The organism is Streptomyces sp. MK37H, from assembly GCF_018035285.1.
GTDB classification, from domain to species: Bacteria; Actinomycetota; Actinomycetes; order Streptomycetales; family Streptomycetaceae; genus Streptomyces; species Streptomyces endocoffeicus.
Map to the genome: position 1 here is coordinate 1 of NZ_JAAAYH010000161.1, position 18182 is coordinate 18182.

The window sequence follows — 18182 nt, forward strand, 5'->3', positions numbered from 1 at the left end:
CGGGGGCACCGAGGCCGTGGCGGACGGCGGCGTCGGCGGGGCGAGGGCGGACGGAGTGGGCGACGCCTCGGACAGGACGGGCGACGCCTCGGACGGCGTGGTGCCGAGCGAGGGCGGCAGCACCCGGCCGGGGCCGCCGAGCACCGAGGGCTGCCCCGTGGCGGGGGCGGGCACCCCGCTGACCGAGCCGTCCGGGTTGAGGAAGGCGGGGGTGCCACCGGGCACCATCCCCAGCTCCCGGGCGCGCCGCTCCAGCTCGCCGGGTGCGGAGAGCTTGTCCACGTCCTGCTGGAGGGCCTGGCGCTCGTCGGTGAGCTCCTTGGTCTGCTTCTCCAGTCTGGTGAGCTCGAACGACCCTTGGTTGAGGGAGGAGTTCAGCAGCAGCAGCGCGATCAGGCCGGAGCCGAGCAGGACCACGACGAGCAGCACGAAGGGCGTGCGCCTGGCCGTGGTGGCGCCCGGCGCCGGCCGTCCTTTCGGGCCCGTCCCCCGCGCGCTCATGGAGCGACCTCTTCCCGGATGCGCTCCGCCCCCCGGAACCGCGCCGGGGCGGCCCGCCGGTTCTCGGCGATCTCCTCCTCGGTGGGCAGCTCCGCGCCGCGGGTGAGCAGCTTCAGCCGGGGCTGGTACTGCTCGGGGATGACCGGCAGCCCCGGGGGCGCCGTATGGCTGGCACCGGCCGCGAGCACCTGCTTGACCAGGCGGTCCTCCAGCGAGTGATACGACAGCACGGCGATCCGGCCGCCGACCGCGAGCGCCCTTACGGCCGCCGGGATGGCCCGCTCCAGGACCGCGAGCTCACCGTTGACCTCGATCCGCAGCGCCTGGAAGGTGCGCTTGGCCGGATTGCCGCCGGTGCGTTTGGCGGCCTGCGGCAGCGCCTCGCGGATCAGCTCGACGAGCCGGGCGCTGTTGGTGAACGGCTCCTTGGCGCGCTCGCGCACCACCGCGTCCACGATCTTCTTGGCGAACTTCTCCTCGCCGTACGTCCGCAGGATGCGCACCAGATCGCCCGGCGGATAGGTATTGAGCACTTCCGCCGCGCTGACTCCGGTGGTCTGGTCCATCCGCATGTCCAGCGGGGCGTCCTGGGCGTAGGCGAAGCCGCGCCCGGCCTCGTCCAGCTGCATGGACGACACGCCGAGGTCGAAGAGGATCCCCTGGACGCGCGGGACACCGAACCGGTCGAGGACCTCGGGCAGCTCGTCGTAGACCGCGTGGACCAGCGTCGCCCGATCGCCGTAAGGGGCGAGCCGCTCCCCGGCGAGTCGCAGTGCAGACGGGTCGCGGTCGAGGGCGATCAGCCGGGCCTCGGGGAAGTCGCGCAGCAGCGCCTCACTGTGGCCGCCGAGGCCCAGGGTGCAGTCGACCACGACCGCGCCGGGTTGGGCGAGAGCGGGGGCCAGCATGTCCAGACAGCGCTGGAGCATGACGGGAACGTGGAGAGCGTTGCTGCTCATTGCGCTGCTCGTGCGCCCTTCTGAGGATCGGGCGAGGATGATACGCACCGCTGGGTCCCCGCCCGCTCTGAAGGGGAAGTGGCCTACTGGCGCCGGGGAAGTGACGTCAGGCGACCGGAGCGGGAGGAGGCCGAGGGGTGCGTACGCACCGCGCTCACGCGAAATTCCGGGATCCGAGGGGAGCGTCACGCCTCCCACTTCGCGCCACTTTAGTCCACTCGTCCCTTCGGTCAACCAACCGGCCTGCGCGTCCCGCCCCAGGGGTGGTGTCCCCTCTCCCGGACACCGGACCGCGGGGCGCGAGGGGTTGTGCATTGCCTCACATCACCCCTTCGGCCCACCCCGTTGCCCCCGTTTGCCCTACCTAAAGAGAAGACAAAATCCCCTGGTGAAAGGTAGCGTCGTCATCATGTCGATATCAGCGCCGCAGCCGAACCCGTCCACCGACCGCGACGCCCGTACGGGAGACACGGTCACCGACAGCCTCGTGGAGGCCAACCGCAGTTACGCCGAGAAGTTCACCGATCCGGGGATGGACGCGCGTCCGGTTCGGCGCGTCGCCATCGTCGCGTGCATGGACGCCCGCCTGGACCTGCACGAGGCCCTGGGTCTGGAGCTGGGCGACTGCCACACCATCCGCAACGCGGGCGGTGTGGTCACCGATGACATCATCCGGTCCCTGACCATCAGCCAGCGGGCCCTCGGGACCCGCAGCGTCGTGCTCATCCACCACACCGGCTGCGGCCTGCTGAACCTCACCGAGGACTTCCGGCACGAGCTGGAGGAGGAGGTGGGACAGCGCCCGTCGTGGGCGGTCGAGGCGTTCAAGGACCTCGACGCCGACGTCCGCCAGTCGATCGAGCGGGTGCGCACCTCGCCGTTCCTGGTGCACACCGACGACGTCCGCGGCTTTGTCTTCGATGTGACGACGGGTCTGCTGCGGGAGGTCACGCCGCGGACGTGAGAGATGCTGAAGATACGGAAGGGATTCAGCACTCGAACTCGTACAAGCGTGACAAATAACCCCGGGTTATCCACAGCCGAGTGACGCGAGGCCGCGGAGACCGCAAGAATGCATAGGTGACATCGTCCCCCGCAACCACGCGGGGGTCCGATGTCAGCGTTTGCGGTGGGCCGGTCCGTTCCGAGGGCAACGGCCCTGAGAACGGGCCGAGGAGGGCCGGGTGACGACCTATGACGAGCGAGCGAGCCTCAGCGATCTGACCACCACAGCGGATCGGATCCGCAGGTCGGTGGAGGGTGTGATCGAGGGCAAGCCCGAGGTCGTACGGCTTTCGCTGACCGTGCTGCTCGCCGAGGGGCATCTGCTGATCGAGGACGTCCCGGGCGTGGGCAAGACGATGCTGGCCAAGGCGCTCGCCCGGTCCATCGACTGCTCCGTGCGGCGGATCCAGTTCACCCCGGACCTGCTGCCGTCCGACATCACCGGCGTGAGCATCTTCGACCAGCAGCGCAAGGAGTTCGAGTTCAAGCCGGGCGCCATCTTCGCCCAGATCGTGATCGGCGACGAGATCAACCGCGCCTCGCCCAAGACCCAGTCCGCGCTGCTGGAGTCGATGGAGGAGCGCCAGGTCACCATCGACGGGGAGAGCTACGAGCTGCCCAACCCGTTCATGGTGGTGGCCACGCAGAACCCGGTCGAGATGGAGGGCACCTACCCGCTGCCCGAGGCGCAGCGCGACCGCTTCATGGCCCGTGTCTCCATCGGCTACCCCAGCCCGCAGGCCGAGCTCCAGATGCTGGACGTCCACGGCGGGGTCTCCCCGCTGGACGACCTGCAGCCCGTGGCGCACGCCCATGAGATCGTCAAGCTGATCGAGGCGGTGCGCTCGGTGCACGTCGCCGAGGCCGTCCGGCGTTACGCGGTGGACCTGGTGGCCGCCACCCGCAACCACCCCGATCTGCGGCTGGGCGCCTCGCCGCGCGCCACGCTGCATCTGCTGCGGGCCGCCAAGGCGTCGGCCGCGCTGGCCGGGCGGGACTTCGCGCTGCCGGACGATGTGCAGGCCCTCGCCGTCGCGGTGCTGGCCCACCGGCTGCTGCCCACCGCGCAGGCCCAGCTGAACCGCCGCACCTCCGAGCAGGTCGTCGCGGACATCGTGCAGCGCACCCCGGTGCCCACCTCCGCCCAGCGTGGCGCGGGCGGGATGCCGCCGATGCCGCCCGTGCCCCCGGCCGACTTCGGGCGGCAGCAGCCGGGCGCGCGGAGGCTGTGATGGCCGCAGGGGGGACGGACATGGGCCCCGAGGGGCCCGGCGCCGGCGAGCAGTCGGGCGGGCTGCGGGCCGCCCTCGCCGGTCTGACCACCCGCGGCCGTTCCTTCCTGGCCGCCGGGGTGGCCGCCGCGGTGTGCAGCTATGTCCTGGGCCAGGCGGATCTGCTGCGGGTCGGGCTGCTGCTGGCCGCGCTGCCGCTGGTCTGCGTGGCCGTGGTCTACCGCACCCGGTACCGGGTGGCGGGCAGCAGACGGCTCGCGCCCGCGCGGGTGCCGGCGGGCTCCGAGGCCCGGGTGCATCTGCGGATGGACAATGTCTCGCGGCTGCCCACCGGGCTGCTGATGCTCCAGGACCGGGTGCCCTATGTGCTGGGGCCGCGCCCGAGGTTCGTACTGGACCGGGTGGAGCCGGGCGGCCGCCGCGAGGTGTCCTACCGGGTCCGCTCCGATCTGCGCGGCCGCTATCCGCTGGGCCCGCTCCAGCTGCGGCTGAGCGATCCGTTCGGGATGTGCGAGCTCACCCGCGCCTTCAGCGCCTACGACACGCTCACGGTGGTGCCCCGGGTCGAGCCGCTCCCCCCGGTGCGCCTGACCGGCGAGGCCGCGGGGTACGGGGACGGGCGGCACCGCTCGCTGGCGCTGGCCGGTGAGGACGATGTCATCCCGCGCGGCTATCGCATAGGCGACGATCTGCGCCGGGTGCACTGGCGCTCCACCGCGCGCTACGGGGAGCTCATGGTCCGCCGGGAGGAGCAGCCGCAGCGGGCCCACTGCACGGTGCTGCTGGACACCCGGCGCACCGCCCACTACGGCTCGGGGCCGGACTCGGCCTTCGAATGGGCGGTCTCCGGGGCGGCCTCGGCCGCGGTCCACCTGCTGGAGCGGGGCTATGCGGTCCGGCTGCTGACCGACACCGGAAGCTCGGTGCCGGGCCCGGATGGCGGAGGCGGCTTCACCGGCTCCACCCATGACTCGGCGGAGACGGCCGGGCTGATGCTGGACACCCTCGCCGTGGTGGACCACTCCGACGGCGGAGGGCTCTCCCCCGCCTATGAGGTGCTGCGCGGCGGCGGTGAGGGGCTGCTGGTGGCCTTCCTGGGCGATCTGGACGAGGAGCAGGCGGCGATGGCCGCCCGGCTGCGCCACCGCACCACGGCCGCGGTGGCCTTTGTGCTGGACGGCGCCGCCTGGTCGCGCGGGGCGGAGTTCGGGAGCACAAAGGAGCTGGAGGACCGGCTGCGGCGGCTGCGCGAGGCCGGGTGGACGGCGCTGCCGGTCGGCCCCGGCGCCTCGCTGACGCAGCTGTGGCGGCAGGCCGACGCCCAGGGCGCCACCCGGGCGGACGCCGGAAGCCGCGCGGTCGGCGGCATGACAGGGAGCTGGACATGAGTGGAAGCGTTCGGCTCGCGATATGTGCGGCGCTGGCCACGGTGGCGGCGGCCTGTGCGCTGCTGCCGCTGGTGGATCCGGCGAGCTGGCTGTTGCAGGCCGTCCTGTTGCTGACGGTGCAGAGCGCCACGGGCGTGGCGGCCCGCCGGGTGCCGCTGGCCCGCCCGCTCACGGTGGCCGCGCAGACCGCGGTGACGCTCCTGCTGCTCACCCTGGTCTTCGCGCACGACCAGGCGCTGGGCGGGCTGCTGCCGAGCCCGCAGGCGCTCCACGAGTTCGCGCTGCTGCTGCGCGACGGCGCCGACGACGTGGGGCAGTACGCGATCCCCGCGCCGCTCACCGATGGCATCCGGCTGATGCTGGTGGGCGGGGTGCTGGTGATCGGCCTGGTGGTCGACGCGCTCGCGGTGACGTACCGCAGCGCGGCCCCCGCCGGGCTTCCGCTGCTCGCGCTCTACTCGGTGGCGGCCGGTCTGTCCGACGACGGGAGCGACTGGCTGTGGTTCCTGCTGGCGGCGGCCGGCTATCTGCTGCTGCTCCTGGCCGAGGGCCGGGACCGGCTGTCCCAGTGGGGCCGGGTGTTCAGCGGCGGCGCCCCACACCCGTCGGGCATGCCGCCCTCGGGCCTGGCCGGGGCCGGAGGCAGCCCGGCGCTCGCCCCGGTCCGCACCGGCCGCAGGATCGGCGTGCTGGCGCTCGGCATCGCGCTCGCGGTGCCCGCGGTGCTGCCGTCCCTGGACGGCGGGCTGCTGGACCGGCAGAGCGGCAGCGGCGGGGCGGGCAGCGGCGGCGGCACGATCTCGGCGGTCAATCCCCTGGTGTCGCTCCAGGACAGCCTGAACCAGCCGGAGAACAAAGAGGTGCTGCGCTATCGCACCTCCTCGCAGACCACCCAGGATCTCTATCTGCGGATCGTGGCGCTGGACCGGTTCGACGGCACCTCGTGGAAGTCGTCCGAGCGGCATGTCACCGATGTGCCCAGTCAGCTTCCCTCGCCCGCCGGGCTCGGCCCCTCGGTCCGGGTCTCCTCGATCGACACCTCGATCTCGGCCGCCGACTGGTACGCGCAGAACTGGCTGCCCCTCCCCTACCCCGCGTCCAGGGTCGAGATCGACGGGCGCTGGCGCTATGAGCCGGAGGGTCGCACGCTGGTCGGCGACCGCGGCCAGACCACCCGGGGCGCGCGCTACCGGGTCACCAGCCTGCTGGTGGAGCCGACGGCCGACCAGCTGGCGGCCGCCCCGGCACCCCCCTCCCGGCTGCGGAACGAGTACACCGAGGTGCCGGACTCGCTGCCGTCCGTGGTGGCCCGTACGGCGCGGGAGGTGACCGCCGGTGCGGCGAACGCGTACGAGAAGGCGGTCAAGCTCCAGGACTGGTTCGCGGTGAACGGAGGATTCCGTTACGACACCCAAGTGCAGTCCGGCAGCGGCTCGGCCGCCATCGTCCGGTTCCTGAAGCAGAAGGAGGGCTTCTGCGTCCACTTCTCCTTCTCGATGGCGGCGATGGCCCGGACGCTGGGCATTCCGGCGCGGGTCGCGGTCGGGTTCACCCCCGGCACCGCCCAGGCGGACGGCTCGGTGTCGGTTGGCCTGAAGGACGCGCACGCCTGGCCCGAGCTGTACTTCGAGGGCGTGGGCTGGACCCGTTTCGAGCCCACCCCGAGCCGGGGCTCCCAGCCCGACTACACGATGGAGCAGACGCCCTCGGGCACCCCGACCGACGACCCGACGACCGAGCCCACCGAGACCTCCGAGCCGACGGCCGCGCCGACCGCGTCCGACAGCTGCTCCCCGGACATGAAGAAGCTGGGCACCTGTGGCGGCGCCGCGGCCCAGCAGCCGGACAACGGCGCCTCGGGCGGGGGCTGGTCGGCCACCAAGGTGACCAGCTGGAGTTCGCTGGCGGTGCTGCTGGCCGTGGTACCCCTGCTGCCCATGCTGTGGCGGCGGCGGATACGGACCCGCAGACTGAACGGCTCGGGCGGGCGCACCGAGCAGGACGCCACCGACCGGGTGCTCGCCGCATGGCGTGAACTCACCGACTCGGCCTGGGACTTCGGCGTGCTGCCGGACGACTCGCTGACCTCGCGCAGAGCGGTGGCCCGCATGGTGCGGATCGCCGGGCTCGACGACGAACCGGCCCGGGCGGCGCAGCGGGTGGCCGAGGCGGTCGAGCAGGTGCTGTACGCACCGCAGCCGCGCCCGGTCACGGGCGTCGCGGACGATGTCCGGCTGGTGCTGGCCGGATTCCGGGCCAAGGCGGGGCGGCGGGAGCGGCTGCGGGCGCTGCTGGCCCCGCGGTCCGCGGCCCAGCTGGCGTGGGCGGCCGGACAGCGCTGGTCGGCGCTGGTCGATCGGTGGGGAGCACCCCGCTGGGCCCGCTGGGCCGCCCAGCTCCGGACCCCACGCGGCCAGCAGGAGAACTGATCCCCGGGCGCCCCTGAGCGCCCGCGGCTGAGCCCCCGCGCATGGCGCGGGGGCTCAGCCGTGGGCGGAAGGGGCTACGGCAGGCTCGGCCGCAGGCGGAAAGGGCTACGGACACGGCCGAAGGGCTGCACCGCGGCCGAAGGGCTACGGCACCGCCGAAGGGCTACAGCGCGGGAAAACGCACCGCGGAAGCACACCGCGGAAGCGCACCGCACGGTTGAGGGGCGGTCGCCAGTCGGCGACCGCCCCTCAACCGCTCATCCGTGAATTCTCAGTGGCCCTGCTCATCACGGCGCCGCTGCCACCGCTCCTCGATGCGTGTCATCATCGAGCGGCGCTGACGCCCCTGACGACGGGGAGCCGCCCTGCCGCCACGCTGTGCCTCGCCGGGTTTGGGAGCCTTGCGCCAACCGGTCACCGCGAGCACCGCGCATCCCAGCATGATCAGGAAGCCCACCACGCTGATCCAGATCTGGGGAACGATCACCCCGACCATGAGGAGTGCGATGCCCACCAGAAAACCCGCGACCGCCTGGTAGACCCGTCGCCGGGTGTACGTTCGCAGGCCGCTTCCCTCAAGCGCTGTCGCGAACTTGGGATCTTCGGCGTACAGCGCTCGCTCCATTTGCTCGAGCATGCGCTGCTCGTGCTCCGAGAGCGGCACGGAGTCCTCCTACTCGTCGGTCGCGGGGGGCGACCGGGGTGCGACCCTTTCAGGATAGGCAGGGAATCGCCCCCGTGAAACCCGCCCCTCAACGCCAATTCGCCCACCCCTTCGGGCGTGGCGAAAGTTGACGCTGAGACGTCCATTCCCCTCCCGCCGATTGGCCATGCCGGACGGTGTACCCCGATCATACGGCGCCGGGCGTTCGATCGGGCCTCCTGTGGCCGACTCCACCTGCGCCGCCCGTCGTCGGGTGGGGCGGGAGGAGCGCTCTAGTCCCGCTCGGCGAGAACGTGCAGCTGAGTGGCGACGGAGCGGAAGGCAGGGAGTTCGGCGGCGGCCTCCTCCAGCTGCAACAGGGCGTCCAGCGCCCCGGGCTCGGTGTCCACGAGCACCCCGGGGACAAGATCGGCGAAAACCCGCACCCCGTGCACCGCGGCGATCTCCAGACCGGCCGCGCGCACCAGCTCGGACAGCTGGTCCTCGGTGAAGCGGCGCGGCATCGGGTCCCCGGAGCCCCAGCGGCCCTCGGGGTCGGTAAGCGCTTGCCGGGCCTCGGTGAAGTGACCGGCCAGGGCGCGGGCCAGCACGGCGCCACCCAGGCCGGCGGCGAGCACGCTGAGGGTCCCGGCGGGGCGGAGGGCCGCCACCGCGTTCCGCAGGCCCTCGGCGGGGTCGTCCACGTACTCCAGCACGCCATGGCAGAGCACCACGTCGTAACCGCCCCGCTCGACCACGTCGAACAGCCCGTGGGCATCTCCCTGGACCCCGCGCACCCGGTCGGCGACCCCGGCCTCGGCGGCCCGCCGCTCCAGCGCGAACAGCGCGTTCGGACTCGGGTCGACCACGGTGACGCGGTGGCCGAGGCGGGCCACGGGGACGGCGAAATTGCCGCTGCCGCCGCCGGTGTCCAGGACGTCCAGCGCACCGTGCACGGCCTCGCCCCCGGCGGGCTCCCGGCCCGTGGCCTTGGCCCGCCGTTCCAGGGCGTCTTTCAGGACCTCCCAGACCACGGCGGTACGGAGGGACGCACGGGGGCGCTGCGGGTCTGACACGGCGGGTGGCTCCTCGGCGCGGTGCCGCCACCGCCCGGAGGCGGTGACGACGGCTTACTGAACGTCGGCGCTCCCAGCCTATTGCCTCCGTGGGGCGGGCCGCGCCGAGGCGGCCGGCCCACCGGCGCCACACGGACACCGGGCCGCCCCCCTACGTATACCCGACCGCTCCACACGGACACCGGGCCGCTCCCCTGCGGATACCCGACCGCTCCCCTGCGGATACCGGACGGCCCCCGCACGAATACAGGGGCCGCCCCCGCGCCGAATACCGGGCCGCCCCTCAGGCCCCCGACGGGCCCGGCTCGTCGTCCGGCCTCTGGTGGGGCAGGGCGGGCTGCAGCATCAGCATGCGCTCCACCAGGCGCAGGAACATCGCGGTGGCGCGCAGCAGATCGTCCGCGTCCCGCGGGCTCGCGGCGCCCTGTATCCCCGCCTCGGCGCGGGCCCGGCGCTCGGCGCCGGAGGCGAACAGGGCGCTCCACTCGGCCAGTTCGGGAGCGACCTCGGGCAGCACCTCCCAGGCGCTGCGGATCCGGGCGCGGCGGCGCGCGGTGGGCTCGGGGCGGCCGCGCACGGCGAGCACGGCGGCGGCCGTGCGCAGTGCGGCCAGATGCGCGGTCGCAAAGCGCTCGTTGGGGGTCTCGAGCTCGGCGGCCTCCTCCAGGCCCTCATGGGCCTGGGTGAGCAGGGCCGCGGCGGCTGGCGGGGCGGACGCGCGGCGCAGCACGGGGTGGACATCGCTCGCGGGACCGGTCAACGAGGGGGCAGGGGCGGCGGCACGGTGCCGGCGCGCTGCGGCGGTACTGGCCATGACGAACCTCCTGTCGTCGCGTGGCGGTCGCTCGTGTGGTACAGCGACCGCCGTATGGGGCCATCGTGGGGCACACCACTGACAATCGGCCCTGACCAGCGCGAACGCCCCCGGTGCCACGCCTGGCTCCGCCATGCCCCATACTGGTTTTTGCACTGACCAGTCAGTTCAAAAATCAAGGAAGTGATCTGTGTGGGGGGCACCCCAGAAGCGGGGACCGGAGCGGCGGTGACGGCCGAGGGGCTCGGCGTCAGGGGGTCGCACGGCTGGGCGTTCCGCGGTGCCGACATCGCCGCCGACCCGGGTGCGCTGATCGCCATCGAGGGCCCGTCCGGCTCGGGCCGCACCTCCCTGCTGCTCACGCTCACCGGCCGGATGCGCCCCACCGAGGGACACTGCGGTGTCGGTGGCTTCCGAGTGCCCCAACAGATGGCGCATACGCCGGATCAGCGCGCTCGCGCATGTGCCGGGCGTCACCGAGCTCGACCCGGTGCTCACGGTCGCCGAGCATCTGCACGAGCGGGCCCTGCTGCGGCGTCGGTTCGCCGACTCCCCGCGCGGGCTGCTGCGCCCTCGCCGGGATCGGGCCGCCGCGTCCCGGGCCGCGATCGACGCCGCCCTCACGGCCGCCGGACTGGACCTGGACACACTGCCCAAGGGGCCGCGTACGGCCGTACGGGACCTGGAGCGGCTGGAGGCGCTGCGGCTGTCGATCGCGCTCGCGCTCATCGCCCGGCCGCGGCTGCTGGCCGTCGACGACGCAGACCTGAAGCTCTCGGACACCGACCGCGAGCTGGCCTGGGCGCTGCTGCGGGAGATCGCGGAGGACGGCATCACGGTCCTCACGGTGTGCAGCCAGGCCCCGCCCGGCGCGGTCGTGGTCCGCACCGCGCGCACCAGCGCCGCCGAGAGCGACGAGAAGGCCCGCGGGACCCGGAAGGCCGACGCGCCCGCCGCCGGCCGACACGAACACGACGAGAACGAGGAGGGGTCGGCGGATGCGCTCGCCGAAACTCGCCGCGCTTGAGCTGAAGCGGTTCGGGAGGGGCAAGCTGCCGCGCGCGGCGCTCGCCGCCCTGCTCCTGCTGCCGCTGCTCTACGGCGCGCTGTACCTGTGGTCCTTCTGGGATCCGTACGGCAAGCTGAACAAGATCCCGGTCGCCCTCGTCAACTCGGACACCGGCGCCACCGTGAAGGGCAAGCACCTCACCGCGGGCGACGACATCACCGACAAGCTGCTCGACAGCGGGACCTTCGACTGGCACCCCACGAGCGCCGCCGAGGCCCGTAAGGGCGTCGCGAACGGCACGTACTACCTCTCGCTGACCGTCCCCTCGGACTTCAGCCGACAGATCGCCTCCAGCTCGGGGAAGTCCCCGGAGACCGGCGCCCTCAAGGTGCGCACCAACGACGCCAACAACTACATCGTCGGCCAGATCTCCCGCTCGGTCTTCTCCGAGGTGCGCGCCGCGGCCTCCACCAAGGCGTCCCGCGGCTTCTACGACAACATCTTCATCTCCTTCGCCGACATCCACGGCGAGACGGAGAAGGCCGCCAGGAGCGCCGACAAGCTCGGTAAGGGCATCGGCAAGGCCAAGAAGGGCGCGGACGACCTCGCCAAGGGCCTGGCCAAGGCCAAGGAGGGCAGCCGCGATCTGAAGTCCGGGCTCGGCACGCTCTACAAGGGCTCCGGGACGCTCGAGACCGGCGCGGGCGGGGTCGCCGACGGCACCCAGTCCCTGTCGGACAAGGTCAACGACGTGGCGGCCAAAGTCCGCCCGTTCCTCAAGGAGCACGGCAAGGAGATCGGGGACATCTCCCAACTGGTCGCCGACGCCTCCCGGAAGGCGTCCGACAACCTCGACACCCTGCCCGAGAAGACCTCTACGGCGGCCACCAAGGCCCGTAAGGCATCCGACGGCCTCGCCGCCGACTACCGGACCCGCTGCGAGGGTGCGGTGCCCACCGACCCGGACTGCCCCGCGCTGAAGAAGTCGGTGGCGGCGGCCGACACCGCCGCAGATGTGGCCGAGGACGTCAACAAACTGGTCCAGGACCACACCGGCCAACTCGACACCCTCGGCGGCCATCTGGACGATCTGCACGACCAGGCGCTCTGGCTCGCGCAAAACGCCCCGCACCTGGACACCGACCTCGACTCCGCCGTACGGAAGATCAACACCCTCAACTCCGGCGCGCAGAAGGTCGCCAAGGGCGCCGGAACCCTGCACACCGGGCTGAGCACCGCCAAGACCGGCGCGTCCGACCTCGACAGTGGCGTCGGTAAGGCGCGCGGCGGCGCGGACACCCTGGGCGGCGGGATGTACCGGCTCGTGGACGGCTCCGGGAAGCTCTCCGGCGGTCTGCACGACGGCGCGGGCAAGATCCCCGACTACGGCAAGCAGGACCGGGACGCCCGTACGGAGGTGATGTCGGATCCGGTGCGGCTGGTGAACCAGGCGCTGCACAAGGCGCCCAACTACGGCACGGGCTTCGCCCCGTACTTCATCCCGCTCTCCCTGTGGGTCGGCGCGATGGTGGCCTACATGCTGATCCAGCCGCTCAACCGGCGCGCGCTCGCGGCGGGCGCCTCCTCCTGGCGGATCGCGTTCGCGGGCTGGCTGCCGGTCGCCGCGATCGGTGTGCTCCAGACGCTGGCCCTGATGGCGGTGTTGCACTGGGCGATCGGCCTCGAGATGGTGCGGGCCGCGGGCACGCTCGGCTTCCTGATGCTGGTGACGGCCTGTTTCGCGGCGATCGTGCAGTGGCTGAACGCCCGCTTCGGACCGGCCGGCCGGATCCTGGTGCTGGCCCTGCTGATGCTCCAGCTGACCTCGGCGGGCGGCACCTATCCGGTGCAGACCAGTCCGCGCTTCTTCAACGCCATCCACCCCTTCCTGCCGATGACCTACGTGGTGGACGGGCTGCGCCGGCTGATCACCGGCGGCGGGCTCGGCCCGGTGTGGCTGGCCTGCGGAGTGCTCCTCGGATTCACCGCGGCCGCCCTGGCGCTCACCGCGTGGTCGGCACGGCGCCGGCAGGTGTGGACGGTGGACCGGCTGCACCCGGAGCTGAGCCTGTGAGCGGGATAACATCGACAGCGGGCAGAATCGGCGCCATGGACAGCAGCAGCACGCGCCGCCAGGCCACCCGGCAGAAACTCTTCGAGGCAGCGGTCACCCTCATCGCCGAACAGGGCTTCTCCTCCACCACCGTGGACGAGATCGCCGAGCGGGCCGGGGTTGCCAAGGGCACGGTCTACTACAACTTCGCCAGCAAGACCGTGCTCTTCGAGGAGCTGCTGCAGCACGGCATCGAGCTGCTGACCGCCTCGCTCCAGACCGCCGCCGACGAGAACGCCGAGCGCGGCGGCAGCCATGTGGACGCGCTGGACGCCATGGTCCGGGCCGGGCTCGACTTCATCTCCCGCTATCCGTCGCTGACCCAGCTGTACGTGGCCGAGCTGTGGCGCACCAACCGCGCCTGGCAGTCCACCTTGATGATGGTCCGGCAGCGGGCCATAGCGGTGATCGAGGCCGAGCTGCGGGCCGGGGTGGCCGCGCATGAGTTCAGCGAGGACATCGACATTCCGCTGACGGCCTCGGCGCTTTTCGGGATGGTGCTGGTGGCCGCGCTGGACTGGCAGTCCTATCAGCCGGAGCGGTCGCTGGAGGATGTGCACTCGGCGCTGTCACGGCTGCTGCAGGGCCGCGTCGGCGGGACCGTGGCCTCGGGGTGAAAGCAGAAGGCGCTGTTCCGGCAGATCGACTTCCATCGACCTGACCGGAACAGCGCCTCCCCCCGTAACTCCCCCCGTACTTCCCCCGTTGGAGGCTCCTGGCCCGGAGACTCCCGGTGACTCCCACCTTTCGTCCGGGCCCGCGCCGTTCCGCCGCCCCGTGCCGGCGGTGCGGCGCGCGCCCTTCCGTGTGCTCCACTCTCTCGTCCGCGCAGGTGGCGGCCCATCCGCGCGGCTACTCATCTCCCCGGCTGAGTACGCGTACTCAGCTCTGCGCGTTCGTCCCCAGGCACGGTGACCCGGCTGTCGGTGGGGACGGATAAAGTCACGGTCATGGCACGGATTGTGGTGATCGGCTCCGGGATGGGCGCCATGGCGGCGGCCGCCCGGCTGGCCGTGGCGGGCCACCGGGTGGTGGTGTACGAGCGCGGGCGCACCCATGGCGGCGGGGTCGGCCGCTTCGAGCGGGACGGCTTCCGCTTCGACACCGGCCCGGGGCTGCTGCATCTGCCCGCCGTCCACCGGGATCTGTTCGTGAAGACCGGCAAGCAGACCCTGGAGCAGAGCGTGGAGCTCGTCCAGGTCGACCCGGCGAGCCGGCACCTCTTCGCCGACGGCACGGACGTCCGGCTGCCCAACGCCTCGCGGGCCGGGGTGCTCCAGGCGCTGGACGGCGCCCTCGGCGAGGGCGCGGGCGAGCGCTGGAGCGATCTGGTCAACCGGGCGCGCGAGGTGTGGGACGCCACCCGCAGACCGCTCCTGGAGGAGCCGCTGCGCGCCGACTGGCGGGTCCTGGGCCGCGACCCCTATCCGGCCGCCCCCGTGCGGCGCGGCCGGCTCGGCGGTCTGTTCCGCCGGGGCGGCGTCGCCGGGCCGCCCACGCTCGCCGAGGTGGCCCGCCGCGAGCTGGGGGATCCTCGCGCCGCGGCCCTCCTGGAGAGCCATGCGCTGGCGCACGGCATGGACCCGCGCTCCGCCCCCGCCGCGGCCACCGTGCTGCCCTACGTCGAGCAGACGTTCGGCACCTGGTATGTGCGCGGGGGGATGCGGGCGCTCGCCGATGCCCTCCATGAGCGCTGCCGTCAGCGGAAGGTGGAGTTCCACTTCGAGGCCGAGGTCACCGGCATCGTGGAGAAGGACGGCCGTGCGGCGGGTGTGGAGCTGGCCGACGGCACCGTCGCGGAGGCCGACGCGGTGGTCTCCGGCATCGACCCCGCGCTGCTGCCCCCGCTGCTCGGCGGGCAGCAGCCCTGGCGGGAGGGGGATGTGCGGCCGGAGCCCGGCGCGGGCGGCGGCACACCGGGGCGGCTGACCGTCTTTCTGGCGCTGCGCGGCGCCCGCCCCGAGGGCACCGCGCACCGCACCGTGGTCCACGCCCCGGACCGCGACGCGGAGTTGGCCGCCGTCTTCGGCGACGGCCAGGGGCCCCGCGAGCCCTGCCCCCGCCCCACGGTGACCGTGCTGCGCCCGGACGACCCCACGGTGCGCCCGGACGATGGGCACGAGGCCGTCACCCTTACCGCCGTCGTCGCCCCGCACGGCCCGGTGGACTGGACGGACGGCGCGGCGGCGGAGCGGGACGCCCAGCGGCTGATCACGGCCGCCGAGGCCGCGATACCGGAGCTGCGGGGGCGGCTGCTGTGGCACGAGGTCCGCACACCCGCCGACACCGCCGCGGAGACGGGCGCCCGGGGCGGTGGCGTTCCGGGCCCGGCGCTCGCCGGGGCGGACGGCGCGTTTCTGCGGCCCGCCAATGCCACCCGGATACCGGGCCTGTATCTGGCGGGCAGCTGGGCCCATCCGGGCGGCGGGCTCGCCCATGCCGGGATGTCGGGCGCGCTGGTGGCCGGGCTGATCGTCGAGGGCGGGGACTGGCGCGGCTCCCAGTAGCGCGGGGCCGAGTGGCGCGTCCCAGTCATAGCGCGGGACCCGGCAAACCAGTGGCGCGGGACCCGGGAAACGCGCAGGTGGGTGCCGCTCCGGGAGCGGCACCCACCTGTCGGCGGAGCTCAGTAGCGGTACTGCTCGTCAAAGCCCTGGGGGTAGCCCTGGTTCTGGCCCTGCTGCTGGTACGGGTACGCCTGCTGGTCCGCCGGGGGCACGGCGTCGCCCTCGCGCTGCTGCGGCACCCAGGGCCCGCCGGACTGCATCACGTCGTACGCCGGGTCCGGCGAGGCGTAGCCGGCCTCGGCCGCCCAGTGGTCGCCATCGCCGTAGGTCGCGGCGTACGGGTCCTGCTGACCGTAGGCCGCGTACTGGTCGGCGTACTGCTGCTGGCCGTACGCCTGCTGGTCGTAAGCCTGCTGGTCGTAGGGCTGGGCCTGGGGCTGAGCGCCGCCGTACGGGTCCTGGCCGTAGGCCGCGTACGCCTCGTTGCCATAGCCGTACTGCCCGGCCTGGCCCATCTGGTCCGCGTAGACGTCCTGGCCGTAGTTGTGGCCCTGCCCCTGGCTGTGGTCCTGCTGCGCGCCGTAGCCGCCGTACGTCTCGTACGCGCTGTAGCCGTCCGCCGCCGCGTCGCTGTACGCGCCCGAGGCCGGGGTGAAGGGGGACGGCTCCTCGTAGACGCCGTACTCGCCGGTGTCGTCGGGCATCGGCTGCGGCTGGTAGGTGGGCGGCTCCGGCTGGTACGTGGGCGGCTCCGGCCGCGCCGCCGGGACCGCCTCCAGGTCGGAGACCTCGAGGATCGGCTCCTTGTCCGCGTCGTCCGGCCGGATGCTCTTCCCCTCGCGCCCCAACAGCCCCGGCAGCCCGCCGCGCAGCGCCCAGCCCGCCGCGAAACCGCGCCGGAAGGAGAGCGTCACATACGTCTGGCCGACGGCGAAGGCGATCGCGCCCACCCCGATCACCGGAACCGACGGGATCAGCACACCGACGACCACGCCCAGGAAGCCGACGAAGGCCAGCAGCCGCCAGCGGAGCCGCGCCTTGTACTGCAGGAGGACCTCTCCCAGCAGCCACAGCGCGACGACGCCGAAAGCGATGTAGAGGACCGTCCAGCCCATGCCCGCCCCTCTCAATGCGGCCGCCCTTCGGCTGCCGTCATCAGGACCGCTGATGCAGTCCCAGATTCTCGTAGATTTCCAGCGTCGCCGTGGAGTGGTTCAGGGTAATGAAGTGCAGCCCGGGGATCTCCTCGGCCATCAACCGCGCGCACAGCTTCGTGGCGTAGTCGATCCCGATCGAGCGTACAGCCGCCGGGTCGTCCTTCACCGCCAGGATCCGCTCAGCCAGTTCGGGCGGGAACGCGGCGTTGCTGAGCTGTGCGAACCGCTCGATCTGCTTGACGTTCGTGACCGGCATGATCTCAGGGATGATGGGTGTCGTACAGCCCGCTGCGGCGACCCGGTCGCGCAGCCGCAGATAGTCCTCGGGGTAGAAGAACATCTGCGTGATGGCGAAGTCGGCGCCCGCACGGCACTTGTCGATGAAGTGACGGATGTCGGTGTCCCAGTCCGTCGAGCGGGGGTGCATCTCGGGGAACGCGGCCACGCCGACGCAGAAGTCGCCGGACTCCTTGATCAGCCGGACCAGATCGGCGGCGTAGGTGAGACCGTCGGGGTGCTGGACCCAGTCCCCCATGGGATCGCCCGGCGGATCGCCGCGCAGGGCCAGCATGTTCCGGATCCCGGCGCCAGCGTACTGCCCGATGATGTTGCGCAGCTCGGCCCGGGAGTGATTGACCGCGGTCAGATGGGCGACCGGGGTGAGCGTGGTGTCCGTCGCGATGCGCTCGGTGGCACGCACGGTGCCCTCGCGGGAGGAACCGCCGGCTCCGTAGGTCACGGAGACGAAGGTGGGCGAGACGGCTTCCAGCCTGCGGATGGCGTTCCACAGCGTCTGCTCGCCCTTCGCCGTTTTGGGGGCGAAGAATTCGAAGGAATACGACTGCTCGCCCGACGCGAGCAGATCGCGCACGGTCCGGGCGCGATCGGTCCTGGTGGAAGCGGTGCCTAGGGCCATGTTGTGCAGGCTATCCACCCGGCCCGGCTACGCCCACCCGACCTCGGAGATATGGGGGTTTTGCCAGCTTCCTGTCCGCAGTGCGGACAGTTCCGTACGCCCTCGACCGGCGGGCGGGCCCGGCCGGATGAAAGGTGGGTGAAACCCAGGTGAAGAGCCGGACCGGGTCGCGGGGCGGGCTCCACCCGGTCAGGCCGGGCCCCGGGACGAGCCGCACCCCGGTCAGGCCGGGCCCCGCCCTGGTCGGTCCGGGCCCCGCCCTGGCCGGATCGCAGCCCGGTCAGGCCGCCGCGCGGACCCGCTTCGCCAGCTCCGCCGTCGCCCCCGCCGGGTCGTCGGCGGCCGTGATGGCCCGGACCACGACGATGCGGCGGGCACCCGCCTCCAGGACCTGATCCAGGTTGGAGGCGTCGATTCCGCCGATGGCGAACCA

Annotated in this window: 15 protein-coding genes and 1 pseudogene; 8 read left to right on the forward strand and 8 right to left on the reverse strand. The window is 72.7% G+C overall.

Going from position 1 to position 18182, the window contains the following annotated elements; translation table 11 throughout:
- Both GWI24_RS22430 and rsmH read right to left on the reverse strand, forming a co-directional pair.
- Positions 1-501, reverse strand: a 501-nt coding sequence (locus GWI24_RS22430; protein ID WP_210947712.1) for a septum formation initiator family protein, incomplete at its 3' end; no start/stop codon positions are given.
- The gene (gene rsmH, locus GWI24_RS22435; protein WP_210947713.1) at positions 498-1460 is read right to left on the reverse strand and encodes a 16S rRNA (cytosine(1402)-N(4))-methyltransferase RsmH; all 963 of its coding nucleotides are present in this window, start codon (positions 1458-1460) and stop codon (positions 498-500) included. The genes rsmH and GWI24_RS22430, both read right to left, overlap by 4 nt.
- 409 nt (positions 1461-1869) lie before the next feature.
- Between rsmH and GWI24_RS22440 the strand changes: the two genes are divergently transcribed.
- The 4 genes from GWI24_RS22440 to GWI24_RS22455 all read left to right on the forward strand — a co-directional run bounded on the left by GWI24_RS22440 (position 1870) and on the right by GWI24_RS22455 (position 7514).
- Entirely contained in the window at positions 1870-2424 is a 555-nt protein-coding gene (locus GWI24_RS22440; protein ID WP_210947714.1) for a carbonic anhydrase, read from the forward strand.
- Positions 2425-2644: 220 nt separating this feature from the next.
- Positions 2645-3697, forward strand: coding sequence for a MoxR family ATPase (locus GWI24_RS22445; protein WP_210947715.1), 1053 nt, complete (start codon positions 2645-2647; stop codon positions 3695-3697).
- Positions 3697-5085 (forward strand): DUF58 domain-containing protein, encoded by a 1389-nt coding sequence (locus GWI24_RS22450; RefSeq protein WP_210947716.1) that lies wholly within the window; start codon positions 3697-3699, stop codon positions 5083-5085. The genes GWI24_RS22445 and GWI24_RS22450 overlap by 1 nt, the downstream gene beginning before the upstream one ends.
- Positions 5082-7514 carry a transglutaminaseTgpA domain-containing protein gene (locus GWI24_RS22455; RefSeq protein WP_210947717.1) on the forward strand — a complete coding sequence of 811 codons (2433 nt, stop codon included), beginning with the start codon at positions 5082-5084 and terminating at the stop codon, positions 7512-7514. Before GWI24_RS22450 ends, GWI24_RS22455 begins: the two co-directional genes overlap by 4 nt.
- Positions 7515-7785: 271 nt before the next feature.
- Here GWI24_RS22455 and GWI24_RS22460 read toward each other — a convergent pair whose 3' ends face one another.
- From GWI24_RS22460 to GWI24_RS22470, 3 genes are all read right to left on the reverse strand, one after another.
- Positions 7786-8178 carry a DUF3040 domain-containing protein gene (locus GWI24_RS22460; protein WP_210947718.1) on the reverse strand — a complete coding sequence of 131 codons (393 nt, stop codon included), beginning with the start codon at positions 8176-8178 and terminating at the stop codon, positions 7786-7788.
- Between the two features lie 272 nt (positions 8179-8450).
- Positions 8451-9233 carry a methyltransferase gene (locus GWI24_RS22465; RefSeq protein WP_210947719.1) on the reverse strand — a complete coding sequence of 261 codons (783 nt, stop codon included), beginning with the start codon at positions 9231-9233 and terminating at the stop codon, positions 8451-8453.
- Positions 9234-9516: 283 nt separating this feature from the next.
- Positions 9517-10047, reverse strand: a complete 531-nt coding sequence (locus tag GWI24_RS22470; protein ID WP_210947720.1) for an SAV_6107 family HEPN domain-containing protein — start codon at positions 10045-10047, stop codon at positions 9517-9519.
- Between the two features lie 192 nt (positions 10048-10239).
- Here GWI24_RS22470 and GWI24_RS22475 point away from each other — a divergent pair.
- The 4 genes and pseudogenes from GWI24_RS22475 (at position 10240) to GWI24_RS22490 (ending at position 15676) form a co-directional block, all read left to right on the forward strand.
- Positions 10240-11074: pseudogene (locus GWI24_RS22475) on the forward strand (ATP-binding cassette domain-containing protein).
- Positions 11046-13130 (forward strand): YhgE/Pip family protein, encoded by a 2085-nt coding sequence (locus tag GWI24_RS22480; protein WP_210947721.1) that lies wholly within the window; start codon positions 11046-11048, stop codon positions 13128-13130. Before GWI24_RS22475 ends, GWI24_RS22480 begins: the two are co-directional and overlap by 29 nt.
- Positions 13131-13165: 35 nt before the next feature.
- Positions 13166-13786, forward strand: coding sequence for a TetR/AcrR family transcriptional regulator (locus tag GWI24_RS22485; RefSeq protein ID WP_210947722.1), 621 nt, complete (start codon positions 13166-13168; stop codon positions 13784-13786).
- 333 nt (positions 13787-14119) lie between these two features.
- Entirely contained in the window at positions 14120-15676 is a 1557-nt protein-coding gene (locus GWI24_RS22490; RefSeq protein WP_210947723.1) for an NAD(P)/FAD-dependent oxidoreductase, read from the forward strand.
- A gap of 119 nt (positions 15677-15795) precedes the next feature.
- Here GWI24_RS22490 and GWI24_RS22495 read toward each other — a convergent pair whose 3' ends face one another.
- The 3 genes from GWI24_RS22495 to GWI24_RS22505 all read right to left on the reverse strand — a co-directional run.
- Positions 15796-16791, reverse strand: a complete 996-nt coding sequence (locus tag GWI24_RS22495) for a hypothetical protein (protein ID WP_210947724.1) — start codon at positions 16789-16791, stop codon at positions 15796-15798.
- Positions 16792-16831: 40 nt separating this feature from the next.
- On the reverse strand, positions 16832-17749 hold the full coding sequence (gene metF, locus GWI24_RS22500) for a methylenetetrahydrofolate reductase [NAD(P)H] (protein WP_210947725.1): 918 nt from the start codon (positions 17747-17749) through the stop codon (positions 16832-16834).
- 280 nt (positions 17750-18029) lie between these two features.
- A partial coding sequence (locus GWI24_RS22505) for a thiamine phosphate synthase (protein ID WP_210947726.1) occupies positions 18030-18182 on the reverse strand: 153 nt, incomplete at its 5' end.